This window comes from Brevibacillus sp. BC25 (assembly GCF_000282075.1).
GTDB lineage: Bacteria > Bacillota > Bacilli > Brevibacillales > Brevibacillaceae > Brevibacillus.
In genome coordinates this window covers 67,247-93,956 of sequence record NZ_AKIX01000078.1, presented here as the reverse complement: position 1 = coordinate 93,956, position 26,710 = coordinate 67,247, and the positions used below count along the sequence as shown (strand labels likewise).

At 46.0% G+C, this 26,710-nt stretch carries 22 protein-coding genes and 2 other annotated features; of the genes, 16 read left to right on the top strand and 6 right to left on the bottom strand.

What is annotated here, in order from left to right:
- Positions 1-349: 349 nt before the first annotated feature.
- On the bottom strand, positions 350-1,771 hold the full coding sequence (locus tag PMI05_RS20665) for a sigma-54-dependent Fis family transcriptional regulator (protein WP_007725859.1): 1,422 nt from the start codon (positions 1,769-1,771) through the stop codon (positions 350-352).
- Between the two features lie 196 nt (positions 1,772-1,967).
- Here PMI05_RS20665 and PMI05_RS20660 point away from each other — a divergent pair, with 196 nt between their 5' ends.
- Together PMI05_RS20660 and PMI05_RS20655 are read left to right on the top strand one after the other, a co-directional pair.
- Positions 1,968-3,179, top strand: coding sequence for an ornithine--oxo-acid transaminase (locus PMI05_RS20660; RefSeq protein WP_007725858.1), 1,212 nt, complete (start codon positions 1,968-1,970; stop codon positions 3,177-3,179).
- Between the two features lie 276 nt (positions 3,180-3,455).
- Positions 3,456-3,593, top strand: a complete 138-nt coding sequence (locus PMI05_RS20655) for a sporulation histidine kinase inhibitor Sda (protein WP_007725857.1) — start codon at positions 3,456-3,458, stop codon at positions 3,591-3,593.
- Between the two features lie 82 nt (positions 3,594-3,675).
- On the opposite strand, the gene PMI05_RS20650 is transcribed toward PMI05_RS20655, so the two are convergent.
- The gene (locus PMI05_RS20650) at positions 3,676-4,179 is read right to left on the bottom strand and encodes a hypothetical protein (RefSeq protein ID WP_007725856.1); all 504 of its coding nucleotides are present in this window, start codon (positions 4,177-4,179) and stop codon (positions 3,676-3,678) included.
- Positions 4,180-4,585: 406 nt separating this feature from the next.
- Here PMI05_RS20650 and PMI05_RS20645 point away from each other — a divergent pair, with 406 nt between their 5' ends.
- The 5 genes from PMI05_RS20645 (at position 4,586) to PMI05_RS20625 (ending at position 10,834) form a co-directional block, all read left to right on the top strand.
- A complete protein-coding gene (locus tag PMI05_RS20645) occupies positions 4,586-6,112 on the top strand; it encodes an AbgT family transporter (RefSeq protein ID WP_007725855.1) in 1,527 nt (508 codons plus the stop codon).
- A gap of 132 nt (positions 6,113-6,244) precedes the next feature.
- Positions 6,245-7,414, top strand: coding sequence for a MalY/PatB family protein (locus PMI05_RS20640; protein ID WP_007725854.1), 1,170 nt, complete (start codon positions 6,245-6,247; stop codon positions 7,412-7,414).
- Positions 7,415-7,492: 78 nt separating this feature from the next.
- Positions 7,493-8,425, top strand: coding sequence for a glutaminase A (gene glsA, locus PMI05_RS20635; protein WP_007725853.1), 933 nt, complete (start codon positions 7,493-7,495; stop codon positions 8,423-8,425).
- 93 nt (positions 8,426-8,518) lie between these two features.
- Positions 8,519-8,800: a YlaN family protein gene (locus PMI05_RS20630; protein WP_007725848.1), complete on the top strand. Its 282-nt coding sequence runs from the start codon at positions 8,519-8,521 to the stop codon at positions 8,798-8,800.
- A 108-nt stretch (positions 8,801-8,908) separates the two neighbouring features.
- Positions 8,909-9,149, top strand: a binding site (T-box leader).
- A gap of 50 nt (positions 9,150-9,199) precedes the next feature.
- Positions 9,200-9,437: a binding site (T-box leader), on the top strand.
- Between the two features lie 62 nt (positions 9,438-9,499).
- Positions 9,500-10,834, top strand: a complete 1,335-nt coding sequence (locus tag PMI05_RS20625) for a sodium-dependent transporter (protein ID WP_007725845.1) — start codon at positions 9,500-9,502, stop codon at positions 10,832-10,834.
- A 56-nt stretch (positions 10,835-10,890) separates the two neighbouring features.
- Here the strand turns inward: PMI05_RS20625 and cax are convergent, their stop codons facing one another.
- The gene (gene cax / locus PMI05_RS20620) at positions 10,891-11,934 is read right to left on the bottom strand and encodes a calcium/proton exchanger (RefSeq protein WP_007725844.1); all 1,044 of its coding nucleotides are present in this window, start codon (positions 11,932-11,934) and stop codon (positions 10,891-10,893) included.
- Between the two features lie 102 nt (positions 11,935-12,036).
- On the opposite strand from cax, the gene PMI05_RS20615 reads away from it, so the two are divergent.
- The gene (locus PMI05_RS20615; protein WP_007725841.1) at positions 12,037-12,297 is read left to right on the top strand and encodes a hypothetical protein; all 261 of its coding nucleotides are present in this window, start codon (positions 12,037-12,039) and stop codon (positions 12,295-12,297) included.
- Positions 12,298-12,356: 59 nt separating this feature from the next.
- On the opposite strand, the gene sleB is transcribed toward PMI05_RS20615, so the two are convergent.
- Positions 12,357-13,133, bottom strand: coding sequence for a spore cortex-lytic enzyme (gene sleB / locus PMI05_RS20610; RefSeq protein ID WP_007725840.1), 777 nt, complete (start codon positions 13,131-13,133; stop codon positions 12,357-12,359).
- Positions 13,134-13,283: 150 nt separating this feature from the next.
- Between sleB and PMI05_RS20605 the strand changes: the two genes are divergently transcribed.
- Both PMI05_RS20605 and PMI05_RS20600 read left to right on the top strand, forming a co-directional pair.
- Positions 13,284-14,912, top strand: a complete 1,629-nt coding sequence (locus PMI05_RS20605; RefSeq protein WP_007725839.1) for a thiamine pyrophosphate-binding protein — start codon at positions 13,284-13,286, stop codon at positions 14,910-14,912.
- A gap of 71 nt (positions 14,913-14,983) precedes the next feature.
- A complete protein-coding gene (locus PMI05_RS20600; protein ID WP_007725838.1) occupies positions 14,984-15,325 on the top strand; it encodes an Asp23/Gls24 family envelope stress response protein in 342 nt (113 codons plus the stop codon).
- Positions 15,326-15,371: 46 nt separating this feature from the next.
- On the opposite strand, the gene ftsW is transcribed toward PMI05_RS20600, so the two are convergent.
- Together ftsW and PMI05_RS20590 are read right to left on the bottom strand one after the other, a co-directional pair.
- Entirely contained in the window at positions 15,372-16,541 is a 1,170-nt protein-coding gene (ftsW, locus tag PMI05_RS20595) for a putative lipid II flippase FtsW (RefSeq protein ID WP_007725837.1), read from the bottom strand.
- A 65-nt stretch (positions 16,542-16,606) separates the two neighbouring features.
- Positions 16,607-16,951 (bottom strand): YugN family protein, encoded by a 345-nt coding sequence (locus tag PMI05_RS20590; protein ID WP_007725836.1) that lies wholly within the window; start codon positions 16,949-16,951, stop codon positions 16,607-16,609.
- 152 nt (positions 16,952-17,103) lie between these two features.
- Here PMI05_RS20590 and PMI05_RS20585 point away from each other — a divergent pair, with 152 nt between their 5' ends.
- The 6 genes from PMI05_RS20585 to PMI05_RS20560 all read left to right on the top strand — a co-directional run bounded on the left by PMI05_RS20585 (position 17,104) and on the right by PMI05_RS20560 (position 26,704).
- Positions 17,104-17,544 (top strand): CBS domain-containing protein, encoded by a 441-nt coding sequence (locus PMI05_RS20585; protein WP_007725835.1) that lies wholly within the window; start codon positions 17,104-17,106, stop codon positions 17,542-17,544.
- A gap of 114 nt (positions 17,545-17,658) precedes the next feature.
- Complete coding sequence (locus PMI05_RS20580; protein WP_007725834.1) at positions 17,659-18,696, top strand: MerR family transcriptional regulator; 1,038 nt, start codon at positions 17,659-17,661, stop codon at positions 18,694-18,696.
- Between the two features lie 401 nt (positions 18,697-19,097).
- Entirely contained in the window at positions 19,098-19,808 is a 711-nt protein-coding gene (locus PMI05_RS20575) for a thermonuclease family protein (protein ID WP_007725832.1), read from the top strand.
- 239 nt (positions 19,809-20,047) lie between these two features.
- Positions 20,048-21,739, top strand: a complete 1,692-nt coding sequence (locus tag PMI05_RS20570) for a methyl-accepting chemotaxis protein (RefSeq protein WP_007725831.1) — start codon at positions 20,048-20,050, stop codon at positions 21,737-21,739.
- A gap of 24 nt (positions 21,740-21,763) precedes the next feature.
- Positions 21,764-24,211, top strand: a complete 2,448-nt coding sequence (locus tag PMI05_RS20565; protein WP_007725830.1) for an EAL domain-containing protein — start codon at positions 21,764-21,766, stop codon at positions 24,209-24,211.
- A gap of 42 nt (positions 24,212-24,253) precedes the next feature.
- Positions 24,254-26,704, top strand: coding sequence for a bifunctional diguanylate cyclase/phosphodiesterase (locus tag PMI05_RS20560; protein WP_007725828.1), 2,451 nt, complete (start codon positions 24,254-24,256; stop codon positions 26,702-26,704).
- The last annotated feature ends 6 nt before the right edge of the window (positions 26,705-26,710 follow it).

Below are 26,710 nucleotides of genomic sequence, written 5' to 3'. Positions count from 1 at the left end.
ATGATAAGGTAAAAACTGGACTGATTAAATAGCATCTAATAAGATTATCATGCAAGCTTTTGGAGGCCACGATGAACCGTCAAAGCTGGTGAGAAGAAAAAGCGCAGGGCTCGTAAGACCTTGACAATGCCTACCCAGTCGGAACTTCAAAAAGGGGACCACGCTCGTCTAACACTTCTTCCTCGAGAAACTTCCGCCCGTAGGGTGGCTTTGGATCGACGGGCCCCTTTTTGAAGTGGAGACGAGCAGTGAATCACCCTTGCAGGTGTTGTCAGAGTTGAAGAGAACTGTGCTTTTTCTTCTCCTCCACTATGTTGACTCAAACCAGAATGCTATTAAAAGGTACTCTTTATCCTTTAATCCCCAGCTTACGCAAGCGATATTGCAAGCTCTGACGACTGATTTGCAATTCCTTGGCTGCTCGTGAAATATTTCCGTTATAGCGTTCCACAACATGGTGAATATATGCTGTTTCAAATTCTTGCATGGTTTCCTTCAACGGTTTTCCTTCGTCCACAAAAGGCAATGTGTGAGGGGAGGGTTGCTCGATCTTTACAGAAGCGGCGGCTGGTGTACGACGCAAAAAGTGCAAGGGCAAGTGTTCATAGCGGATGCTTGATTCGTCAATCATCAGATTCATGGCCCCTTCTATCAAGTGTTGAAGTTCACGCACATTGCCAGGCCAGTCATGCTGGATAAAAAATTGCAGAACCTCGTCACTGATACCTCTGACTTCCATTTGGAACAGCTCATTGTATTTCTCGATAAAATGGCTGACCAGCATCGGAATATCTTCCTTGCGTTCCCGAAGCGGGGGGAGAAATAACGTGACGACGCCGAGTCGATAGTACAGGTCTTTTCGCAAATGTGAATTGGCGATTGCTTCAACAGGATCTTCATTGATAGCGGCGATGATTCGTACATCGATCGACCGATCCTTTGTGTCACCAATTCGTCTAATCGACTTCTCTTGCAGAGCACGCAACAATTTTGCCTGGAGTGGCATACTAAGCGAGTTGATTTCGTCGAGAAAAAGTGTTCCGCCTTCCGCTTGCTCAAACAATCCAGGTCGCTCTACTGCGCCAGTAAATGCTCCGCGAGCAGTTCCAAACAAAAGCCCTTCGATCAGGCTATCCGGAAGCGCAGCGCAGTTTTGTGAAATAAGGGGACCAGAAGCACGCAGACTGGCATTATGAATGCTTTGCACGAACAGCTCTTTCCCGGCACCAGTTTCACCGACTACCAATACGGATGAGGAGGTGCGTGCTGCGCGTTTGGCATTCTCTATGACATCGAGAATAGGACCGCTTCTCCCGATAATGTGCTCGAATGTGTAGCGTGACCCGTTTTTTTGCAGCAGGTTTTCTCTGATCAATCGTTCCATTTTGGTAACATCATTTGCGATTTCCATTGCGCCGATGACCTTGCCATTTTCAATGATGGGGAACGTATTGTTAATGGTTGAAATTTCTTTTTGCTTGTCATTGAAATACGTTTGGCGTGTATTGCGAATGCTATTTCCGGTACGCAAGCATGTGAGCAAGGTACTTTCCTGTCCAGAGGGGAACTGAAAAACCTCTGCCAAAGGTTTGTGCAAAACGTTTTGTCTGGTCATCGATTCCAGCTCGGTCATTTTGGTATTGTAGACAATCGTTGTCCCGTCCGAATCGATGACATGTACACCTTCATTCATTCTGTCCAAAATATGTTCATAAATGCGCAAGAGAGTGTCAGCTGAAGAATTATGCGTAGAAGACGACACCGTGGTCACCAGCCTTTCCTTATGAAGGTATCATAGCATAAAGGGAATGAGTGCAAAAACATTATGCACTGCAAAAGAATATGAATGCGAGATGCAAAATTTTTTTGCTCGTCTGATCGGATTGGATCGACTTTGCGGGGTTTTCCTATTTGGCATCGTTCTTGCTAGATAATTTTAGCAAGTGATCTTGAAGGAGGCTAACGACATGAGTAAAACAAACGTGGTTATTGAACAAACAGAAAAATTTGGTGCGCACAACTATCATCCACTACCGATCGTTATTTCCAAAGCAGAAGGCGTATGGGTACACGATCCGGAAGGCAATAAATATCTGGATATGCTGAGTGCATATTCTGCGCTGAACCAAGGGCATCGTCATCCACGTATCATCCAAGCTCTGAAAGATCAAGCAGATAAAGTAACGCTCACTTCCCGAGCTTTTTACAATGACCAACTGGGTGAATTTTACGAAAAGCTCTCTGCCGTGACAGGAAAAGAAATGATCCTGCCAATGAACACTGGTGCAGAAGCAGTAGAGACAGCACTCAAAGCGGTTCGTCGCTGGGCTTATGATGTGAAAAAAGTACCAGAGAACCAAGCAGAAATCATCGTATGTGAAGGCAACTTCCATGGTCGTACTGTCACAGTAACTTCCTTCTCTTCCGCAGAAGAGTACAGACGTGGCTTCGGACCATTCACACCTGGCTTCAAAATCATTCCTTATGGCGATATCGAAGCGCTTAAGCAAGCGATTACACCGAATACAGCAGCATTCATGCTGGAGCCGATCCAAGGGGAAGCAGGCATCATCATTCCGCAAGAGGGCTACTTGAAGCAAGCACAAGAGGTATGTAAAGCAAATAATGTACTCTTGGTCAGCGATGAGATTCAAACGGGCTTCGGTCGCACAGGTAAAATGTTTGCCAGCGATTGGGAAGATGTAGTACCAGACATGTACGTCATGGGGAAAGCTCTTGGCGGTGGCGTGTTCCCAATTTCCGCAGTAGCAGCAGATAAAGAAATCTTGAGCGTGTTTGAGCCAGGCTCCCACGGTTCTACCTTTGGCGGAAATCCACTCGGATGTGCAGTTGCTGTTGCAGCTATGGATGTATTGGCTGACGAAGGTCTTGTACAGCGCTCCCTGGAAATGGGCGCATACTTCATGGAGAAATTGAAAGAAATCAACAACCCGATCATCAAGGAAATTCGCGGTCGTGGTCTGTTCATTGGTTTGGAGCTGACAACAGCGGCTCGTCCATATTGCGAAAAACTAAAAGAACTGGGACTCCTGTGCAAAGAAACACATGAGACAACCATTCGCTTTGCACCGCCACTCGTCATCAGCAAAGAAGATCTGGATTGGGCAATTGATCGCATCAAGCAAGTTCTGCACGTAACAGAAGCTGCAAACGCATAATAGCAACGAAAAAAGCCATCCTGTACAGGATGGCTTTTTTTCTGGAGGGGTCATTATGACAGAATAGTCACATCATTCGTTCGACAATTTTCGACTGACTGTGGATAAATGGAAGAAAACATCCACAAAGGAAATGCTTGGATAATTATAAGTTACACACAATTTGCCCACATGTTACCAACAAGATGTCCACACTGCTTGTGGATATCCGAACGATTGTTCGATACAAATGCTTCTGTTACAATGGGCTCATATTAAAGATGGAGGTGAGCAAAGGTGAAATACTTAAGTGACCAAATGTTGATAGAAGTATATCATCGAGCTGTCGACCTTCAACTAGATGCAGCGTTTATCGAATTGCTTCGCGAAGAACTACAGCATCGGAATATCCGTATCACGCAGTTCAGCGCCTAAGAGCAAAATCATCACACATACGTAACATATGGCAAAAGCCATCCTCTTTTTTCGAAGGAGGATGGCTTTTGTTATCTTACGCTTACTCGGTAATAAACTCCAAAGCGGTAATTCCTTTGATCGGTGCTTCATTTGCCAGCAACACTTCCGGCAAATATAAGTACACAGGACCATCTTCTTTAATAGGCTTGCCGTCTTTGGAGAATTGTAGGATGGCTCTTCTTGCCTCAGCAAGTGGAAGAATGATCGCTTCGTGATCCTCGCGGTGAAGACGCACATGAGTCACCTCTGGTAGTGGCTCAGCATTTGTAATGAAAGGATCAAGACGGATTCCGTACTCGCCTTCGAGTACTTTACGTTCTTCGGCTAAGCTTTTTCGTTCGGAAGGAAGCGTAGCCCCCTCGCGCAATTCCTTATCCCATTGCGTCCCCGTGCCAGCCAAATACTTTGCTTGTGTTGCCAGCGAGCTATCATCTTCGCCCGAGTATGTTTTCAGATCGAATTTGCGTTCATCAAAAACCCAAACGGTTGGATCCAATGTAATGGGGAAAGCAATAGCCCCTTTGAACACGATAACATCAGACATACGTCATTCCTCCGTGATCATTCGTAGTCAATCTCTATATTACTATAGACTCGCAAATGACAGCAATTATCCAAAAAGCGAAAATTTCATAAAATAGTCTAAAAATTATTGACATGCATTTTATAGATTATATAATCATATTAGAAAGTTATTATGTGAGAGTGAACTTTGCCTGTGATAATTGAGTTCCTACTAAAAAGTTGGAGTCAGATAAAAGGCATTGTGTACAAGCCTTTCGATTCTTGTAAAGGCTTTCACGAGAAAAGAGAAGCTCACTTCGTCTTTCTCCCGCTGAACCATCAACGGCGATGAGCGCTAGAGAAGGAAGACCACATCATTCATCCCGAGGATGGTAGCAAAGCCGCAGAAACATTCAGGGAATTCAAACGACTTAGGGGGCGAAACTATGGCGAAAGGCACGAATGTGCAAGCAGATCTGATGAAGCAAAAAGGTATCCTAAAATGGATTGAAACGGTAGGGAATAAGCTCCCGCATCCATTTGTATTGTTCATTATTTTGTGTGGTGTATTGATGATAGTCTCAGCAATCCTTGCAGCCATGGACTTTTCGGTTATGCATCCTGCTAAAGGCGAAGAGGTTGCCGTTAAGAGTTTGCTTAGCGTCGAAGGTGTTCATTGGATTTTAACGAGCATGCTGAAAAACTTTATTGAATTTCCAGCACTTGGTCTCGTTCTGGCGATGACGCTTGGAATTGGACTGGCAGAAAAAATCGGTCTTTTGACGACTGTTCTACGCAAAATGATGGCAGGCATTCCGGCATCGGTTGTCAGTTATGCAATTGTCTTTGTCGGTATATTAGGAAATCTTGCTTCTGATGCAGCCATGGTTATTATTCCTCCGCTTGGCGGTCTTGTGTTCTTGGCAATGGGGCGTCACCCGATTGCAGGTTTTGCAGCTGGTATGGCTGGTGTATCCTCCGGTTTTACCGCGAACTTTTTCATTGCCGGTACAGATGCTCTCTTGGCAGGGATCAGTACCGAAGTAGCGAAAACGATTGATCCGAATGCAATGGTTACACCTGTAGATAACTGGTTCTTCATGTCAGCTTCCGTTGTCATTCTCGCTTTCATTGGTGGATGGATTACTGATAAAATTATCGAACCACGCCTTGGCACGTATCATGGCGATCGAAACGTACAATTCGAAGAAGTAACTCCTCAAGAAAACAAAGCACTGCGCAAAGCGGGTATCGCAGCGTTGATTTTCATAGTCATTGTAGGATTGCTGGTCGTTCCAGAAGGGTCACTGTTGCGTGATCCAAAGACAGGTGACTTCTTGACATCACCGTTTTTGAAAGGGATCATTCCCATCATCCTGTTGTTCTTCGTGACCGTATCTTTTGTATACGGTAGAGCAATGGGGCTGATTAAAACATCGAGGGACATTCCGCATTACATGTCCGAAGCAATCAAGGATATGTCCGGCTTTATTGTGTTAGCGTTTACAGCAGCGCAGTTCATCGCGTTCTTTAACTGGAGCAACATTGGTATTTTGATGGCTGTCAATGGCGCAGAATTCATGACGAGCATGGGCCTGACAGGCTTGCCGATCATTATTGCCTTCACACTTTTTACAGGTATCTGTAGCTTGTTTATCACGAGTGGTTCAGCACTGTGGGCGATCCTGGCACCTGTATTCATGCCAATGCTGATGCTGTTGGATTACAATCCAGCGTTTATCCAAGTCGCTTATCGGATTGCAGACTCTGCAACCAATACGATCTCTCCTGTGAATCCGTACATCCCGCTCTTCCTGGCTTTCTATCAGAAGTATAATAAGAATGCAGGAATGGGAACGATTTTCTCTACGATGACTCCGTATGCAATCGTTTTCCTGGTGGTTTGGATCTTGCAATTGACAGTGTGGTACTTCCTGGATCTCCCATTCGGTCCTGGCGTATACGCTCGCTAATCTATTCTTTAGTAAGAAGAGAGTCGCTCATTAGGGCGGCTCTTTTTTTCGTACACCAGAAGCTTGGACAATTGGAAAAAGACGGTTTATGCTGTGTGTATGTATGTGAAGGGAATAAGGGAGGGAACGAACGTGTACGATTTTGATCAGCGCATCGAACGCAAAGGGACAGATAGTGTCAAATGGGAGATTCAGAATCCGAAAGTGAACGGAGAAGGAATGCTTCCGCTGTGGGTGGCGGATATGGATTTTGCTTGCGCTCCTGAAATCACAGAGGCACTGATCAAACGAGCGAGTCACCCAATATACGGATACACGTTGAAGTCAAATGCCCTTTATCAAAGTTTGAAAGAGTGGATACACAAGCGATTTGGTGTAGAGGTAGAAGTGAGTTGGATGACAGGGATACCTGGAGTCGTTCCCGGCATACACGTAGCGGTAGAGGCGTATACAGCCCCGGGAGACGGTGTCTTGATCCAGACGCCTGTGTACCATCCTTTTTATCATGCAGTCGAAAATCGCGGACGTCATGTCGTTACCAGCCCACTAATGGAGCGTGACGGCCGTTATGAAATGAATTGGAGTGATCTCGCGCAAAAGCTTAGCGACCCGCGGGTGAAGCTCATGCTGCTCTGCACACCGCACAATCCGATTGGGCGAGTATGGACCAGAGAAGAGCTGGAGCGCTTGGGAAGATTGTGTGTAGAAAATGGCGTGCTTGTGGTTGCCGATGAGATTCATTCGGATTTGGTCTATGAGCCAAATGTTCATACGCCTTACTATTCGCTGGCACCGGAATTAGCCAACCAGAGCGTTACCTTTCTATCAGCAGCCAAAACGTTTAATTTGGCTGGTCTGTATACTTCCTTTTTGATGACAGAAAATCAGCAGTTATTGCGGAACTTCTCCATCACAGCGTCCAAAATGGGCTATGAGAATCTGAATCTGTTTGGGATGGAAGCTACGATTGCTGCCTACCAACATGGAGAAGCATGGCTGGAAGAATTGTTGATCTATTTACGTAAGAATGCAGCCTATGTGCATGAGTTTTTATCGACTCGTATCCATGGCGTATCCATGGCCATTCCGGAAGCGACATACTTGGGGTGGATGGATTTTAGACAGCTAGGACTTAGTCAGGCGGAGTTGAACAAGCTCATTCGCGAGGATGCCAAGCTTGGCTTACATGATGGCACCACGTTTGGGCCGGATGGTGTAGGGTTTATGCGAATCAATTTTGCTTGCCCGAGATCGATTCTAGTCGAAGCGATGGAACGATTGGAGCACGCCGTGCAGAAGTAGGGATAATTTGACATGTCCCATATAGAAATCTACAATCGAATCTGTATACATCGACGTAATAGACTGAGGGGTTTTTCGATGGATTTGAAACAAGCGTCCGAACAATTGGAGCAAGTACGCAACCAATCACTTAAATATACAAACAAGGGGAGTGTAGCTTCGTACATCCCTGAATTGGCAAAAGTCGATCCACATCAATTGGGAGTGGCTGTATGCTTGCCCGATGGGACGATTCTTTCTGCTGGTGATGCAGATGTGCCTTTCTCGATGCAAAGTATCTCCAAGATATTCTCTCTGATCGTCGCCTTATGCCAGAACGGGAAGGAACACGTGTTTCGGCATGTGGGAAAAGAACCAACTGGAGACCCGTTTAATTCGATTATTAAGCTGGAGACGACCGAATCCCATAAGCCACTGAACCCGATGATCAATGCAGGAGCCATTGCGGTTGCAGGCATGATTCGCGGTGCCAACGTAGACGAACGGCTAGATGCAGTGATGGCTTTAATGCGGAAAATGACGGGGAATCCTCATCTTTCTATCAATCAAGCTGTTTATTGTTCTGAAAAGAAAACGGCTGATCGCAATCGTGCCCTCGCTTGGTTTCTAAAGGACAGCGGCATTCTGGAAACGGATGTAGAAGAGACGCTTGATCTGTATTTTCGCCATTGCTCGATAGAAGTGACAGCGAAGGAAGTAGCTACACTAGGGATGGTACTTGCAGCAGACGGAATTCTCGTGAATACGGGTGAGCGAGTGATTCCAGAAGAAGTAGCGCGAATCTGCAAGACCTTCATGGTGACTTGTGGGATGTACAATGCCTCTGGTGAGTTTGCGATTGACGTAGGAATCCCAGCGAAAAGTGGGGTTGCCGGCGGTATTATGGCAACAGTGCCACATCGTATGGGGATTGGTGTGTTTGGTCCATCTTTGGATGATAAAGGAAATTCAGTAGCCGGTGTCAAGCTGTTGGAACTGCTTTCAAAAGAGTGGAAGCTTGGTATCTTTTAGCTTCTTGCAGTTGATCTGTCTTCTCCCCTTTTCAAATGGCCCAGAATCGCGTACTATGTATGATAAGGATGGAGGCAAACGGAGGGATAGGTTTTGACAGAAATTAAGGTTCCCGATCTGGAACAAAAAGCGCTAGCGTTGCTTCAAGCAGACGCCGACAAAATTTACAAGCTGATCGACGTACAGATGGAAAACCTGACCATGCCGCAGTGCCCACTGTATGAAGAAGTGCTGGATACCCAAATGTTCGGGCTTTCTCGTGAAGTAGAGTACGCGGTCCGCTTAGGACTGATTAGCGAAGACATTGGTCGAGAAATTATGGGTTCATTGGAACGTAAATTGGCCCATCTACATGAACTGTTTAATCAAAAGTAAGGCGAGGAGAGCGGCGATTATCCTCGCTTTTCATTTTGTTGAAAGAAAAAGTACTTGCCTATTTCGTATATTTATATTAAATTAAAGTCTATAATTTTTTATTAATTTTGAAATGCAATGACGGAGACTAGTATGCGGAATCACCGCTTGTCAGGGAGAAGCTGCCTTAGACTGGAAGCAGCTTTGAAGCGCGCCCCGTAGAATTCCCTCCTGAGCAGCCCTCTTAATGGCTTTTTGCCTAGTAGGAGGAATCGGGTCATTCCCGTTATCAATGATGGAGAGAAGTGCGCAGGGAATCTGTATCCCGTGCACTTAATCAGGGTGGTACCGCGAATAACTCGTCCCTTTTTTGGACGGTTTTTTTTTATTTTCGCAAGACGCCCAACAATCGAATCATAGAAACGAGCAAGGAAAGAGACTAGTAAACGGACCTGCTGCATGACAGGGAAGGTTGCCATAGATTGAGAGCAGCCTGATGTAAGCCCCGTTGAATTCACTCTTGAGCTGATCTCTGAACGCAGGCGCCGCCAGTAGGAGAGTCCGGGTCATTCCCGTTATCAATGACGAAGCGAGGCATCGCCAATTGGGGATGTCTAAGTAGGGTGGTACCGCGAGAAATGATTAACTCGTCCCTTTGTGGGGCGGGTTTTTTTGTATCCATTTTTGAGCATAAAAGAATATCTTTGGAGGTTGAAAACTATGAAACAAGCCGAACAATGGACGAGCAGGCTCGGCTTCATCTTGGCAGCAGCAGGCTCGGCAATTGGACTGGGAGCCATTTGGAAATTTCCTTATATGGTTGGAACGAGCGGGGGTGGAGCGTTCTTTCTGCTATTCATCATCTTTACGCTAGCAATTGGTCTTCCGCTGTTGCTAGGAGAATTCACAATCGGACGCAGTACACAAAAAGAGGCGATCAGTGCGTATAAAACAATTGCGCCAGGGTCACTCTGGCATTGGATCGGTCGCCTTGGAGTGATCACTTGCTTCTTGCTCTTGTCCTTTTACAGTGTGGTGGGAGGCTGGATTCTTAGTTATCTTCTTCGCGGGTTTACTGGTCAATTGCAAGGGCCAGCTTATGATAAAGTGTTTGGTGACATTATCGGTGATCCTGTTGGTGCAGTAGTTGCCCAGTTGGTTTTCATGCTCATTACCGCATGGGTAGTAGCGAGAGGCGTACAGAGTGGTATTGAGTCTGCTAACAAGTACATGATGCCTGGTTTGTTCCTTTTATTCATGGTATTGATGGTTCGTTCCTTGACGTTGGATGGGGCGATGGAGGGCGTTTCCTTCTTTCTGAGTCCTGATTTTTCCAAGCTGACTGCTGAATCGGTCCTGTACGCATTGGGTCAATCCTTTTTCGCGCTGAGCGTCGGGGTGTCCGTCATGGTCACCTACAGCTCGTACCTTGCCAAAAACGAAAGTCTGGTTCGTTCTGCTGGATCGATTGTCAGTTTGAATCTGCTCGTATCGCTGTTTGCCGGATTGGCGATTTTCCCTGCAGTCTTCTCCCTTGGAGTAGAGCCAACAGCAGGGCCGGGATTACTGTTTATTGTACTGCCTTCTGTGTTTGAACAAATTGCCTTCGGTAGCATTTTTCTGTTAATCTTTTTGGCTCTTTTCCTTTTCGCTACATTGACTTCGGCTTTTTCGATGATGGAAATTATCGTAGCTTCTCTTGCAAAGGGGGACGAAACGAAGCGTAAGCGTCTCGCTTGGGTGATTGGTCTGTTGATTTTTATCGTTGGTGTTCCGTCGGCTTTGTCATTCGGAGTATGGAGCGAGGTTACACTGTTCGGCAAATCTATCTTTGATGCGATGGACTTTTTGGTCAGCAATATCTTGATGCCGTTGGGAGCGCTGCTCATTGCGATCTTCGTTCCGCTGAAAATGAAGCGTGAGACCTTGATCAACGAGCTAGGGGCCCATACTAATCTGGGCAAGCGCATGTTTATCATTTGGCTTCTCCTGATTAAATATGTAGCACCTATCGCGATTCTCGCCGTTTTCCTACAAATGCTGGGTATCTGGTAAAAAAACGAAAGGCTTCGCCACAGAGGATGGCGGAGCCTTTGTTTTGTTCTTGCGCCCTACGCGAAGAAAAAGACTGTACCCAAAATAACATACACCGTCAACAGAAGTACGCCTTCAAACCAGTTCGTGGCGCCATCCCGTGTGATGGAAATGGTAATAAAGGTAGCAACTCCGATCGCAGCCAATTCAAAGGTAGTGAACACGATGTCCATAGGATTGCCTAGCAAGAGACTGATGATGACGAGAGTAGGGGCTACGAACAAGGCAATTTGCAGGCTGGAGCCGATCGCGATTTCGACTGCTGCACCGATGCGTCCTTTTAGTGCCAAAAGCAAGGCAGCGCTGTGCTCTGCGGCATTCCCGATGATCGCGATGACAAAAGCACCGACGAATAACTCCGACCACCCTAACGATTCGGAGACATGCTGTACACCCTCTACCAGCCATTCCGAGACAACAGCCACGAAAAAGGTGGAGACAGCAAGCATCAGGAGAGAGACACCCTTTGACCATACCGCATCACTTTCTTGTGGCTCGATATCCGATAAAAAATCGCTGTGTGTAATCATCGAAAAGATGAGCCACAAAATGTAGGCAATGATGAGCAGGCTGGCGATAACGATGCTGATGATCTCCACCTTGATCATAGGCAGATCGAACATGAAGACTGCCGGTATGAACAAAGCGACGATCGCGAGTGTCATCAGCGAAGCATTGTGACTTGCCAGCCTGCTATTGAAGGTTTGTTCCTTGTACTTGAGACCGCCCAGTAACGTACTCAAGCCAAGAACCAACAGCATATTTCCGATGATCGCTCCCGTAATAGAGGCTTTGACCATATCGAACAAGCCTTCTTTCACCAGAAAAAAAGCAATAATGAGTTCTGCGGCATTTCCGAAGGTAGCGTTAAGAAAGCCGCCGATTCGGTCCCCCGCATAATGGGCGACGCTCTCTGTCGATTTTCCGAGCCAAGCCGCCAAAAAAATGATGGCAAGTGAAGCCGTGACGAATTGGAGCATTTCATTTCCAGAAAAATAGTGGGCGTAAAGAGCTAATAGCATGCTCCCGCCTACTAATGAGAAAAAGAGTTTCAAGTTCATATCATCACCTCAGCAGTTTTTATTCATCCCTAAAACCTCATAGGTATAGAGTTCCTGTTCTGGACAAAACTAACCATGAATAAGAAAAGTGAGGTGTTTTTTATGACCCAGCCTTTGTTATGCCCAACATGTAAATCGAATCGGATGAGGTTCACTGTCATCGAGCAGACCCCTCGCTATATAAGACTCGACCCACAGTCAGGCGAAGTCGTTGCAGAACTCCATCAAGAACAGCTCGATATGTTTCACCAGCCGTACAAAGGTGAGAACTACATGATACAATGTGGAGTTTGTGGGACCACAGAACCGGAAGAGCGATTCGTCAAAATGGCCCAGCATATGCATTCACAACGTTCGAAATGAAACTCGAAAAGGAAAACAGGCACGCAGCTTACGACTGTCGTGCCTGTTTTTTATGAATGCTAGCGGCAAAAAATGTGTCTGCCGATCTTTTTGATTTGAGGGCGGCTCCAAATCCAACCGGATGTAGCTGTATCCGGGTTGAAATAATAAATGGCTCCATCTGATGGGTCCCAGCCTTTGAGCGCGTCATTCACTGCTTTTTTTGCCTGCTCGTTCGGTGTTAGCCAAATCTGACCATCCGCCACAGCTGTAAAGGCACGAGGTTCGAAGATAACGCCCGCGGGTGTATTGGGAAAGGCTGCGTTCTTCGTCCGGTTTAGAATGACAGCCGCCACTGCCACTTGGCCAATGTAAGGCTCTCCACGCGATTCTCCGTAAACGGCATTCGCCATCAAACGCAGGTCATTCTCCGATATTCCGGCTACGTGATATGTAGGCTTAGAAGGCTTAGGAGGCGCAGAAGGTTTCGATGGTGCAGGGGTTGCGGTTTGTGGCACCCCGAGATCAGAAGCAGTGGGCTTATAATTTTTCGTTGCGTTGTACAGCTTTACTTTCGTCTGCGCCCCGAGGACACCGTCTATGGTTAAGCCAAACTCATACTGAAAGTTACGCAACGCCCAATAAGAACGCCACCCGAATACGCCGTCTACTTTTCCCGTATAAAAACCAAGGTGCTTCAAGCGATACTGCATCTCACGCACGTCTGAGCCTTCTGCCCCTACTTTGACGATCTGCTTACTGAATGCATCTGAGCGCAACGGAGATACCATAACCGCAGTCGTAACCAGAAGTGCGAATACTACCACAGCTAGCAGCCATTTGACAGGCTGTTTCATTTCTTACCCTCCTTCGGGTATGGATTTGAATATCAGTTGATTATTGTTAGGTTCTCCAACTTCCGTCATTTTGGCCTTAGTAAAATATTGGAGAATGCGTAGACTACGAGTAATGTATTTGCACCTTAGTTCTGGAAGGGGAAGATTTTGATGCAGGTCGCGCAATATTTGACGGAACAATTGATCAGATGGGGAGTAAAGCGAATATACGGGGTGGCAGGTGACGGAATCTTTGCGTGGCTGGATCAGATCGCGAAGCAATCCGACATTCAATACATTGCTTGCAAGCATGAATCTGCTGCGGCCATGATGGCAAGTGCGGAAGCAAAACTGACGGGAAATCCGGCTGTTTGTACCGCGACGATGGGGCCGGGTTTCGTCAATCTGCTGAATGGACTTGCAGATGCGCATACAGATCGCGTACCTGTCATTGCGATTACGGGTCAAGTGGAGACATACAAGCTGGGTGGTGCGTACAAGCAGTTTATCTCACAAGAAGATATGATACGTCCCATCAGTTTTTATTCGACGACGATTACGCATCCAGATGCAATCCAAAGTGTTTTGCACAAAGCATTTGTCACGGCTATACAGCAAAAAGGAGTGAGCCATCTCTCCATTTGCAAAGACGTCTTTACGCAAACGACTTCAGATGCTGTTCTTCCAGCACTTCCACGCATTCCACATGCCATTTATCCTGATCGGATGGAGATCGAGCTCGCTTGCGAGCAGGTTGTGAAGGCGCAAAAGCCTCTCATACTGCTTGGTATCGGTGCCCGCAAGTCGGCGGATTCGTGTGTAAAGCTAGCGGAACAGCTAGGGGCAGGCTTGTTGCTGTCGCTCGGAGCAAAAGGGGCGGTAGATGAATCACATCCACTTGTGATCGGCGGATGGGGAGAGGGGGGCAGCGAAACAGCTTTACATGCTTTAGCGGAAGCAGATTTGTTGCTGATTTTGGGAGCGAGCTGGTTCCCGCGCGCTTTTTTGCCAAAGAAACTGTCCGTCATTCAAATAGATCATCAGCCTGGATCGATACACGCGCATCCCTATCTCCAGTCTGTCACAGCTGAATTGGACGATGTCCTGCCTATCTGGATGAGACGCTTGCAATCGCGCAGGCGCGATGATGCGTGGCAGGAACAGATCAATCAGTGGCATGGAGAATTTGGCGAGGAGACAGAGCATGCGATCATTCAAAATGTGAGTGAGCAAGTAAAACCACAAACCTTGATGCATACGCTTGGGGGCGTGGTCAATGAAGATGCGATTATCGTCCTAGATACGGGGGAGCACACGATCTGGTTTAATCGGGCGTTCCGTGGGAAAAAACAGACCCCACTCTTCTCCGGGAAGTGGCGAACGATGGGATTTGGGTTGCCTGCGGCTGTGGCTGCAAAGCTAACCTATCCGGAGAAGCAGGTCATCTGCATCGCTGGGGATGGGGGATTGCAAATGAATCTGGCAGAACTTATGACAGTGGCTGAGCTCCAACTTCCGATTGTGATTCTCGTGGTGAACAATGGGACATTAGGATTGGAAGAGGTCAAAATGAGTCAGGCGGGCTTGATCCCTTTTGGAGTAAAATTGCATAACCCAGATTTTCAACAATTGGCGAATGCTTGCGGAATCAGTGGTAAGGTCGTCAAAGAGGTACATGCTCTAGAGCATGTATTGCGGGAGGCGCTTGCTGCAGATCAGTTGACACTCGTTGACATTCATTGCACGTCTCCGACACTAACGGAGAGAAAAAAACAAATTTCCTTCCAAGCCCAAGCATGATTTGTTTATAATGAAAAAAAGGCAAATGAAACCAGTGGGGGAAGTACGAAACGGGCGAGGAGGGCGTCCTGATGGCTGACAGGCTTGGCGAAATCAGAGTAGCAGATCAGGTGATCGCGATCATTGCTGGCGTTGCTGTAGAAGAAGTGTTGGAAGTCACAGTTCGTTCAGGCGGAATCTATCAAGATTTGGCGAAAAAGCTGAATGGCGGCTCGAAAGGCATTACTGTATCTGTAATAGATGACAGAGTCACCATTGACATGCGTGTGTCCGTCCGTTATGGAGCGCAGATCCATCACGTCTGTCACGTCCTACAGGAAAAAGTAAAAGAAGCAGTGGAAACATTGACTGGTCTTTATGTGGAAGCCGTGAATGTACGGGTGGAAACAATCGAGCTCCTTCGAAATGAGTAAGAAAAAAGGGATACTGGACGCATCCGGTATCCCTTTTGTTTGTTTCTTACATGGCATAGGGTTGTTTTTGTAATTGCTCTTCTACTTTTTGGCGACTGACTTCTCGCGAAATACTAAGCAAAAAGCCAGTGGCGAGCAGACATACGAGTAAAGAGGAACCACCATAACTGATAAACGGCAAAGGTACACCTGTCAATGGAATCAAACCCGTTACTCCGCCAATGTTTAGGATCGCCTGAATGGCGAACATGCTGACAACACCGATTCCTGCCAGACTGGCAAAGGTGTCCTTTACGCGTAGACAAATATGGATGCCGCGCAGCAGGAAAAGCAATAAGATCAAGAGGAACACAGAGGCACCGATAAAACCAAGCTCTTCAGTCATAATCGAGAAAATAAAATCGGTATGCCTCTCCGGCAGATACAAATATTTTTGAATGCTTTTTCCAAAGCCTGTCCCAGTCAGACCGCCATGTGCAATTGCAATCCAGGATTGAATGATGTTGTAGCCAGTGCCATCCATATCACTCCACGGATTGAGATAGGAGTAGATCCGATTCAAGGCATGGGGCTTTGCTGTGATGTAAACCAATAGTGCAACAGTCACAGCTGGTGCACCGAGACCGACTAGATGACGGATTTTGGCCCCACCACAGATCATGACAATCAAAGCGCATCCGAGCAAGATGGCGGCAGAACCGAGGTCGGGTTGGACTACAATCAGCATAAAAAACATCCCTGTTACCATCAGTGGCGGCATCAAACCAGATTTCAACTTTTGTATCCCGTTCCCTTTTTTGGAGATGATCGCTGCCAAGTACAGAATAAGGCCAAGCTTGGCAAACTCCGCAGGCTGTATGGTTGCAGAACCGATTTCAAACCACGATCGTGCTCCGTTAACTTGCTTACCAATCCCTGGAACAAGAACCAGGAGCAAAGAAAAGAAGCTGACGAGCGCAATCAATAAGAAATTTCTCTTATAAAAGGAGAAGGGAATGTTCATGGCCACCAGCATCCCAACGACACCAACCAGCAAGAAAACCGATTGACGCTTCACGAAATAAAGCTCATCTCCGCCACAATAATCACAGCCGCCGCTTGTAAAACTGGTCAACGCGAAAATGGAGCTGGAGCTGAGCACCATGGTTATCCCAAACCCAACAAGTAGGGCGGTCAAAAACAGGAGCAAGAAGTCAGGTACGCCCCTCGTCTTCATAAAAATACCCCCTCTACGTGAAACAGAGAGGGGATTCCTCTCTGTACACCGTGCCAATTCATTTTTTAGTGTGAGGACAGCTTTTCGCCCAGCATTTGCAGCTTTAATTTCGCTGTTTTTACAACGGAGTCTGGCATTGGGTAATCGTAATCCAGACCGTGTGGGAAAAGATGTTTGCCCATATAAGGATCTTCGAGCTTCAGGACGGCGTGCGTATCCTCAAGTTTGCCTTCTGTCACGTTCGCTTCGATGCGCAGGTAGAAGACAGTGCCTTTATCGTGGATTTTATAATCGTATGTAGCATGCTTGTAATCCCAGGCGCCGCGATCAAAGCCGAGTTCGCTCATGTAGTGCTCCAGATCGGCGAAAAAGACTTCTTTCGTGCCAATCCCCGTGTCCTTAATGACCATTCTTTTTCCTCCTAAAAATGGGTGAGATATTCACTTATTAATCATAGTCTGTTTTTGGAAGAAGCGCAATATATCATACTCTTTCTTGCGCATGAAACGATAGGTGAGAGGACAAACTACAATCGTTGATTAGCAAAAGGAGGAGAATGAAAATGGCGAAGCTAGAAAATCGCACATTGCGCGAAATTATGACAAAAGATGTCGCTACTGTGACGCTTAAGGATAATGTGTATGAAGTGGCTTGCAAAATGCGCGATTGGAATGTAGGGGTCATTCCGGTTGTGGATGAAAAAGATGATGTGATCGGGATCATTACGGACCGCGATATCGTCATTCGTGGCTTGGCTGAAAAGCATGAAGGCTCGACCGCCACAGAGGTCGTCATGACACGAGACATTATTCTTGGGCAACCTGGAACGACTGTCGATGAAGCGGCTAGGATCATGGCCCAGCATCAAATTCGTCGTCTGCCTGTTGTCGAACATGGCAAGCTGGTCGGAATTGTAGCGTTGGCAGATATGGCTGTTCGTCAGTTTCACCAAGATGAGGCGAGTGACGCTCTCCAGCAAATTTCTGAGCCGGCGAGACATTAATAAGATAGAAACGAGCTGTCGGAAGGAATCCGGCAGCTTTTTTTCTTTCGTTCTGTACATTCACGCTGCGTCAAGGTTTATGATAAGGAAAGAATGATACAGGGAGAGAGTTCCATGCAAATCAAAGACATGGCCCATCGCTTGCAAATAACCCCGCGTGCGATTCGATATTATGAAGAAAAAGGGTTAATCAAGCCATCGAAAGCAGATGCGTCCGGGTATCGCCAGTTCACAGAGGAAGATGTCTGGAGGCTGCAAACCATCATTACACTCCGCGAGGTCGGGATGGCGGTAGAAGACATTCGGGAGCTCCTGATTCAAATGAAAGATCAGGAAGGCAGTCTTCTCCATTATTTAGAGCTGCAGCGTTCGTTTATGTATACAAGGTGGGTAGAAATGAGCAAGGTAATCCAAACGACAGAAGCGATGATTGAGCGGATAAAGGGTAGAGAATCGATTGATCCAGGAGAACTGTTTACGCTGGCAGAAGCGAACAAGCGATTGAAGCAGACACGAGATAACTGGGTGGATCGATGGAATTTTAATGAATGGGCGGACCGCTACGACGAATGGGCACATGGCGGGAATGGTCATGAATCATACGAAAACGTTCTGGATGAGGTCGTTGCGACAGTTGCGGTCAAACAGGGAGAGCGTGGTCTGGATGCCGGAACGGGTACAGGAAACCTCGCAGGGCGTCTCGTGAAAAAAGGAGCCAGGATGAGCGGGTTCGACCAATCTCCGCAAATGCTAAAGCAATGCAGATCGAAACACCCAGAGGTCGAGACGAAGCTGGGAACCTTTTTCGCATTTCCGTTTTTAGAAAACCGATTTGACTTTGTGGCTACGAGTTATGCCTTGCACCATTTGACGGATGATCAGAAGCAGCTCGCCTTGGCGGAATGTCGTCGTGTGTTAAAACCAGGGGGACGGTTGGTCATTGCCGATTTGATGTTTGTGGATCAGACGCATAGACAAGCTCATTTTGATGCCCTAGAGGAGTCAGGTCATACGAGAATGATAGCAGATATTCAGGACCGCTGTTATGCTGATCGCTCTCGATTGCTACAGGAACTTGCCAATCTTGGTTTTACGAATGAAGTAAGGCAGCTAGGTACCTATACGCATTTGATCTTGTGTACTTGTAAGTAGTACATTTCCTGGAGCGGTTTTTCAAAAAGTCGTCTTTTGAACACGCATTTCACTTTTGGGCTCTTCCAACTACTGGCACGTGTCTAGCCTTTTGCATAGGCTGTAGCGAGACGGAAAGGAGGACTCCACCATGGGTCTGTTCGACGGTTTTTTTGATCGCGAAAACGAGGAATTTATTTGGATTATTATTGTCGTGGTCGTCCTGTTGTTCTTGTTTAGCGCCGATCGTGACTAAAATCTGGACGTATAGACAAAACGACCTTGCGTGAAGGTCGTTTTTTTCGTTAGGAAAAACGAACTTCTATCTTGAACGTTTGTACTTTTTTCTCTCCTATTGACCTGCGCTGGCAAATCCACTACGCTGGAAAACAATGCAACGTAAGAAGAGGAGAAGGAAGTATATGAAACGATTAACCATATATCTGTTCGCACTGGTTCTTTTGCTATCGGCATGTGGATCGTCCGGCCAGCCAGAAGCTAACGGCGAGATAGATGCTGTGATCAAACGAGTGGTTGATGGCGATACATTCGAGCTGGACAGCGGGGAAAAAGTCCGTATGATTGGCGTAGATACTCCAGAGACAGTAAAACCAAACCATCCAGTCGAACCGTATGGGAAAGAAGCGAGCAATTACTCTAAAGAGCTTTTAACTGGCAAAAAGGTCAAACTGAAGTTCGATGTCGAGCCCTATGACAAATACAAGCGCTTGCTTGCTTACGTATATTTGGAAGACGGAACCTTTGTCAATGAAAAGCTCGTTCGTGACGGCTACGCGCGGATTATGACAATCCCACCGAATGTAGCCCAAGCAGAGCTGTTCCTGGCAGCAGAGCGGGAGGCGCGGGAGCAGAATCGCGGACTGTGGGCTTTAGAAGGGCAGCAGGCAGAGGCTCCTAAGGAAAAAGCCAAGCCAAAAAAACAGTCCAATAACAATACCGCCGCAGACACCGCGCCACCAGAAGGTAAGACTATCAAGGGCAATATCAACAGCAAAGGCGAGAAAATCTATCACGTTCCAGGCTCCGCTAGCTACGAGCAAACAAAAGCGGAGACGTGGTTTGCGACGGAGGAAGAAGCGCAGCAAGCAGGCTTTCGGGCGCCAAAACGATAAGATATGTAAGAAAAAGTAGCTTCATAAATGGATAAGTAAGCCTCGTCCGCCATGGCAGTCGGGGCTTTTTCATTGTCGAAAAGAATTCCAAAAATGTTACAGAACGATGTTGTATGATAAAAAGGTCAAAAGACCTATAGAAAATGCCGTTACATAAGAGGAAGGGATTATGAAATAACTTACATAGTTCACAGAATGAAGGAATAATTCGTAGAATTACGATGGAGGAAACAACTATTATGAAGTTGACGGTAAGGAAAAAGCTATTTTTAGGATTTTTGGCAGTGTTATTACTTTTAGTGGCAGTAGCAGGGATAGGTTTTTCTCAGATTTCTTCCATCGATTCCCGTTATGGGAGGATGATTGAAGACCGAGTTAACAAGGAGATGTTGTCCAAGGACATTATTGCAAGTGTCAGTGAACGACAAAAGTATGCGCGCGGATATGTCATTGTAGGCGATGACAGCTACCTGACGGGGTATACAAAAGCGAATGACCATTATAAAGAGCTTACAGCAGAACTGTTCAATTTGGGCATGACTTCTGAAGGGCAAAAACTCGTCACAGAGATGAACGAGCTGCATGCCCAACACGAGGAAATTATTGATCGGGTTGTAGCCCTAAAACAACAAAACAAGGTAGAAGAGTACACGCGCTTGGTTAGAGATGAATGTACGCCAGTCGGCGAATTGTTTATTCAAAAAGCCCAAGAATTTGTTGCTCTCGAACAGAAGCTATTGGAACAAGATATTGCCGAGCTGGATAGCGGTATTCAATCTACGAAGCTCCTGGTTGTCTTGCTTAGCTTACTTGCTCTTCTCACAGGAGCAGGTATCGCCTTCATGATTGGACGTGCCATTTCTCATCCCGTTTTACTGATCACGAATGCAGCCGAACAAATTGCCGCAGGGAACTTGGCCTCAGCAGATATTCAAATCAAGAATCGCGACGAAATCGGTGAACTGGCCCGCCATTTTTCCCAAATGAAGCATAATCTGCAAGATTTATTAGAACGAGTCTCCTTCCATTCACAACAGGTAGCCGCCTCCTCCGAGGAATTGACAGCCAGCTCCGAATTAACACGTCAGACAGCAGAGAACGTATCCCAATCGATCCAAGGTATTGCAGCAGGTGCTGAACAGCAAGTAAATGATGCAGAGAATGCCACACAGATTGCTGTGAGCATCTCGCAAGTTATGCAGCACGTATCAATGAGCATGGATCATGCGATCAGCTCATCCCTTGAAGCGAATAAAACAGCAACCGAAGGCAATGAAGTGGTTGCCAAATCAATCGAACAAATGAATGAGATTAATCAAAGAGTGAGCTCTTCTACCGAAGTGGTCAATATGCTCGGCGAAAAATCCAAAGAAGTCGGTTCAATCGTTTCGATTATTACGGAAATCGCGAGTCAAACGAATTTATTGGCGTTAAACGCAGCGATTGAAGCCGCGAGAGCGGGAGAACAGGGTAGAGGATTCGCAGTTGTAGCAGATGAAGTTCGCAAATTAGCAGAGCAGTCCGCGCAAGCAGCTTCGCAGATCGCTTTCATCATCGGGGATATTCAAAGAGATACGGAAAAGGCGATTCACGTCATGAGTCAAGGGGACGTAGCAGTTAAAGAAGGAGTCATCATGATCGAACAAGCTAGGGTTGCCTTCTATAAAATTTTGGGAGTAGTAGACGAAGTTTCGAAAAGAACACAAGAAATGTCAGGACAAATCAATGAAGCAAATAACGGAACTGTTTCCGTGGTGGAATTTATAGAGGGAATTGCGCATGTTTCAAGAATGGCAGCGGAAAACACGCAAAGTGTAGTTGCTTCTGTACAAGAACAAACAGCTTCTATGGAACAGATTACAACCGCTTCCAGTACACTCGCCGAAATGGCAGAAGAGCTGCAGCATTCCATTCGTAAGTTTCAATTGTAATGCGAGAATAGGCGGGGGTGCCATGTGTTTAATCAAATCAGAGATGTAAAGTATGCATTATCTGCATTGGAAGAGTCATCAGTTATTTCGATAACAGATGAAAAAGGAATCATCACCTACGTCAATCATAACTTCTGTCAAGTATCCAAGTTTAGTAGAGAGGAATTAATCGGAGAGAACCATAACATCGTCGATTCCGGTTTCCATCCGCGAGACTATTTTAAATCGCTATGGGATACCATCAGCCGAGGAAAAGTATGGAAAGGCGAGATGAAAAATCGGGCAAAGGACGGTACGGAATATTGGCTTAGTATGACGTTAGTACCGTTCATGAACGACAGTGGATTCCTTTATCAGTACGTGGCAATCGGGACCGACATCACGAAACGAAAGCATATGGAGGAGTCTCTTTCAAAGACAATGAAGGACTTGCACGATATCAAAAATGCACTTGATGAATCTTCGATTGTAGCGATTACAGACGACAAAGGCGTCATTACTTATGTAAATGACAAGTTTTGTGAAATCTCCAGATACGAAATGGATGAATTGGTTGGAAATACACATCGTGTCATTAACTCTCGCTATCATTCCAAGTCGTTTTTTAAATTGATGTGGGAAACGATCAAGCAAGGACGTGTCTGGAAGGGCGAAGTGAAGAATCGCGCCAAAAACGGCAATGAGTATTGGATGAATACGACCATCGTTCCATTTCTAGACGACCGGGGAGTTCCGTATCAATATGTTTCGATCCGTACGGATATTACCGACCGCATTGAAGCAGAGACAGCTTTGGCAGAAGCATTGCAAAACGATTTTCGCCGGACGGTTCAAAACTTGCAAAACTGTGTGTTCAAGATCGTGACAGATCCGAAAGGGAACATCACCTATACCTTATGTGAAGGGAAAATTGCGGAAGAGCTCGGGCTAACGTCTGAGAGGATGTTGAGAAAAACGTCGTATGAAATCTTTCCTTATGAGGTAGCGGAGCAAATGGAAATCTATTTTCGCAGAGCTTTTGCTGGCGAGCCCGTTACCTTCGAACTGAAACTATCCGGAAATGATTATTACATTACGTTGTCACCTATTGAGGAAAACGGAGAAATCGTGGAAATGGTAGGCTCCATGATTGACATCACCGAGAGAAAAAAGGCCGAAGAAACGATTCGCTACATGGCCCATTACGATGCCTTAACCAACCTGCCTAATCGAACGCTTTTTCATGAAAAACTGGTAGAGGCAATGCTCAAAGCAAAGCAAAAAGATGAGAAAATTGGCGTCATGTTCATTGATTTGGATCGATTCAAAAACATAAATGATACGTTGGGTCACTCCATAGGGGATGTCCTTTTACAAGCAGTAGCAAATCGTCTCATCGGTTGTTTGCGAAAAGAAGATTCTGTTTCTCGGCTAGGCGGTGATGAGTTCGCCATCTTTCTCAAAGGTGTCACACACAAAGAGGTTGGTGAAATTGCGCAGCGAATCATCACGAGCATGTCCGAATCGATTACGTTGGACCATATCGAAATCTTTATCACACCAAGTATTGGCATCAGCATGTTTCCGGATGATGGAGACGATATTGAAGCGCTGTTGAAGCATGCAGACGCAGCCATGTATTTGGCAAAAGAGCAAGGGAAAAATAATTATCAATTTTTCTCGGAGGAGCTACATCAGGTTTTAGCCAAAAAGCTACAGCTTGAAAGAGAGCTGCGAAAAGCTTTGGATGAGAAACAATTTACGCTGCACTACCAACCGAAGATTCAATTGCAGACAGGCCAGATTATTGGCATGGAGGCGTTGATTCGTTGGGAACATCCAGACCTTGGCCTCATCCCACCTATTCAATTTATCCCGATCGCAGAAGAAACAGGCTTAATCGTACCGCTTGGGGAATGGGTAATGCGAACGGCTTGCCAACAGACAAAAGTATGGCAGGAAGCAGGCTTTACACAGCTAGCGGTTGCGGTGAATATATCCTTACGTCAATTTATGCAAAACAATCTCATTGAGATGATTACCTCGATCCTTGAAGAAACCGGCTTATCTCCGCAATGCTTGGAGCTGGAAATCACGGAAAGCATGGCACTAAATGTAGACTATACGATTCGGATTTTGAATCGCTTGAAAGGTCTTGGGATTAGCATCAGTATCGATGATTTCGGGACGGGCTACAGTTCTTTGAGCTATCTAAGTCAATTTCCGATCGATCGGCTCAAAATCGACCAATCCTTTGTCCGGAATTTGAATCCACGGAATCAAGCAATTATTAAAACGATTATCGATATGGCACACAACATGAAAATTGCTGTTATTGCAGAGGGTGTAGAAACACAAGAACATGTTGATTTTCTAAAGGAACAAATGTGTAATGAAGTCCAAGGGTACTTCTACAGTAAACCGCTGCCCACGAAAGAAATCGATTCCTACTTGCAGGTAAATCGTTATGGTGAATCAGGCAGCATGGTTTAAGTGAGACCATCCAGATTAACAAAAGGAAAGCGGTGAAGGAGCTTGGATCACCAGATACATGGGACGTACGACAATTTCCTTGTGATACTATCTTATTTAATCGCGGTTGCAGCTTCTTTTTCTGCTCTCAACCTGGCAGCCAGAGTGAGTAAAAGTAAGGGGAAGCATCAGCTACTCTGGTTAATTTTTGGTGCCACAACGATGGGGCTTGGAATATGGTCCATGCATTTTGTCGGAATGCTGGCACTTACCCTCCCTATTAAGGTTCTGTATGACATGGAGTATGTCATCCTATCTGTCATTCTTGCCATTTTTGTCTCAAGCATAGCCTTGTTTACCGTCACGAAAAGCAATCTCAATGCAAGACAGTTAGGTATCGCGGGAATTCTTATGGCCGCTGGAATATCTGGGATGCACTACGTTGGAATGGCCGCGATGATTATCGAAATTACATACAATATGTGGATCGTCATTTTATCTATTATCATCGCAGCGACTGCTTCGGCAGCGGCACTTTGGCTCTTGTTTTACTTTCGCCGTGATCAGTCGAAATACGCGTATTTATACAAATTGGGCAGTTCACTCATTATGGGAGCTGCAATAGCGGGTATGCATTACACCGGGATGGTTGCAGCGCATTTCTACGTAACGGAACTGCCGACAACCGAGATGGAAACGCAGATCGAGCCGGAGACCTTGGCCTATATCATAGTCTTGGCCACCTTTTTACTGATCGGCATTACATTGTTTGGCTTGTTTATTAACAAACGACTCTCACAAAAAGATACGGTTATTCAGGAAAATGAAAGCTGGTATCGTTCCCTTTATAAAAATAATGAATACGGTATTATTTCCTTAGATACAGGTGGATGTATTATCAAAATGAACCCAGCTGTCACGAAGATTGGTGGTCTGAGTGAGGAAGAATTCATCAATCAACATGTATCCAAAATTGGCATGCATATTGTTGAGGAAAAAAGGGACACCACCAAAGATTCTTTTACCCAGTCGTTTCAGCCCATTCGTAATAATTTTGAGACGACCATCCTTCATCCGAACGGAAATCGCGTAGAGCTGAGTGTACTCAATGTCCCGGTTGAGATTGAAGGAGAAGTGGTGGGGAATCACATCATTGTAAAGGATATTACCGAAGAGAATCGCGTGAAAGAAAAAATCAGATATTTGGCTTATCACGATGAGTTGACCGACTTACCGAACCGAAGAAAGTTTAATCAAGTCCTTCATCAATCCATTGAAAAAAGTAGCCAAGATTCATCGAGCTTTGCCGTCATGGTTATCGACATCGATCGGTTCAAAATGATCAATGATTCCTTGGGACACTCCTACGGCGATATCTTTTTGCAGGGAGTCAGCGACAGAATCGTAAAGAGTGCGGAAGGGTACCACGCAACAATTGCCCGGATGGGTGGAGATGAATTTACCATCCTCTGCGAAACAGGAGCGGACCGCAGGGAAGCGGCGAGTTTAGCGGATAAGATCATTGAAGCATTGAAACAGCCATTCTCGCTAAAAGACAGTGAATTTTACATATCAGCAAGTATTGGAACGGCGATATTCCCAGACCACGGAACGGATGCTGTCGCGCTGCTCAAAAAAGCGGATACGGCGATGTACGAGGTGAAAAAACAGGGGAAAAATGGTCACCTGTTCTATACTCCCGATTTTGATGTCCAATTGCTAGAAAATATTGAAATAGAAAGTGATCTCAGAAAAGCAATTGAACGTAACGAGTTGGTAGTGTATTACCAACCTCAATTTCATGCGGAAAGTAATCGCATGATCGGAGTGGAGGCGCTCGTTAGGTGGAATCATCCGACCAAAGGGATGCTTTCACCAGGAGTGTTTATCCCTATTGCTGAAGAGACAGGGTTGATCTATGAGATCGGTACATGGGTGCTTCGCGAAGCGTGCAGGCAAATGAAGTATTGGCATGATGAAGGGGGGCCGTTGATCCCCGTCTCCGTCAACTTGTCCTCCCATCAATTTCACCAACGGAACCTCGTCCAGTACATCAAAAATATTCTCGAGGAAACCAAGCTTGCCCCACACTTTTTGGAACTGGAAATCACGGAGAGCATGATGATGGACCCGGCCGTCTCGATCAGTATCCTGCATGAGTTAAATAAAATCGGAACGAGAATCAGTCTGGATGATTTTGGAACCGGTTACAGCTCATTGAGCTACTTGAAAAAGTTCCCGATCCACAAATTAAAGATTGACCGCTCCTTCATAACAGACCTGTCTCGAAATGATAACGATAAAGCCATTGTGGCCACCATTATTTCGATGGCGAAGCATCTGAAATTGGATGTGATTGCAGAGGGTATTGAAACGAAGGATCAGTTAGATATTTTGACAGAAAATCATTGCAAGGAAATTCAAGGGTACTATTATAGTCGCCCATTATCCGCGAATGAGGTGGAGCACGTGTTTTTTGCTCCCATCAGAAATCATCTCAGCCAAGAAGCGTAAGGAAAA

Coding starts and splice junctions, on each gene's coding strand:
- PMI05_RS20660 (WP_007725858.1), top strand. CDS start 1,968: ATGAGTAAAACAAACGTGGTTATTGAACAAACAGAAAAATTTGGTGCG.
- PMI05_RS20650 (WP_007725856.1), bottom strand. CDS start 4,179: ATGTCTGATGTTATCGTGTTCAAAGGGGCTATTGCTTTCCCCATTACA.
- PMI05_RS20645 (WP_007725855.1), top strand. CDS start 4,586: ATGGCGAAAGGCACGAATGTGCAAGCAGATCTGATGAAGCAAAAAGGT.
- glsA (WP_007725853.1), top strand. CDS start 7,493: ATGGATTTGAAACAAGCGTCCGAACAATTGGAGCAAGTACGCAACCAA.
- PMI05_RS20625 (WP_007725845.1), top strand. CDS start 9,500: ATGAAACAAGCCGAACAATGGACGAGCAGGCTCGGCTTCATCTTGGCA.
- cax (WP_007725844.1), bottom strand. CDS start 11,934: ATGAACTTGAAACTCTTTTTCTCATTAGTAGGCGGGAGCATGCTATTA.
- PMI05_RS20615 (WP_007725841.1), top strand. CDS start 12,037: ATGACCCAGCCTTTGTTATGCCCAACATGTAAATCGAATCGGATGAGG.
- sleB (WP_007725840.1), bottom strand. CDS start 13,133: ATGAAACAGCCTGTCAAATGGCTGCTAGCTGTGGTAGTATTCGCACTT.
- PMI05_RS20605 (WP_007725839.1), top strand. CDS start 13,284: ATGCAGGTCGCGCAATATTTGACGGAACAATTGATCAGATGGGGAGTA.
- PMI05_RS20600 (WP_007725838.1), top strand. CDS start 14,984: ATGGCTGACAGGCTTGGCGAAATCAGAGTAGCAGATCAGGTGATCGCG.
- ftsW (WP_007725837.1), bottom strand. CDS start 16,541: ATGAAGACGAGGGGCGTACCTGACTTCTTGCTCCTGTTTTTGACCGCC.
- PMI05_RS20590 (WP_007725836.1), bottom strand. CDS start 16,951: ATGGTCATTAAGGACACGGGGATTGGCACGAAAGAAGTCTTTTTCGCC.
- PMI05_RS20585 (WP_007725835.1), top strand. CDS start 17,104: ATGGCGAAGCTAGAAAATCGCACATTGCGCGAAATTATGACAAAAGAT.
- PMI05_RS20580 (WP_007725834.1), top strand. CDS start 17,659: ATGCAAATCAAAGACATGGCCCATCGCTTGCAAATAACCCCGCGTGCG.
- PMI05_RS20575 (WP_007725832.1), top strand. CDS start 19,098: ATGAAACGATTAACCATATATCTGTTCGCACTGGTTCTTTTGCTATCG.
- PMI05_RS20570 (WP_007725831.1), top strand. CDS start 20,048: ATGAAGTTGACGGTAAGGAAAAAGCTATTTTTAGGATTTTTGGCAGTG.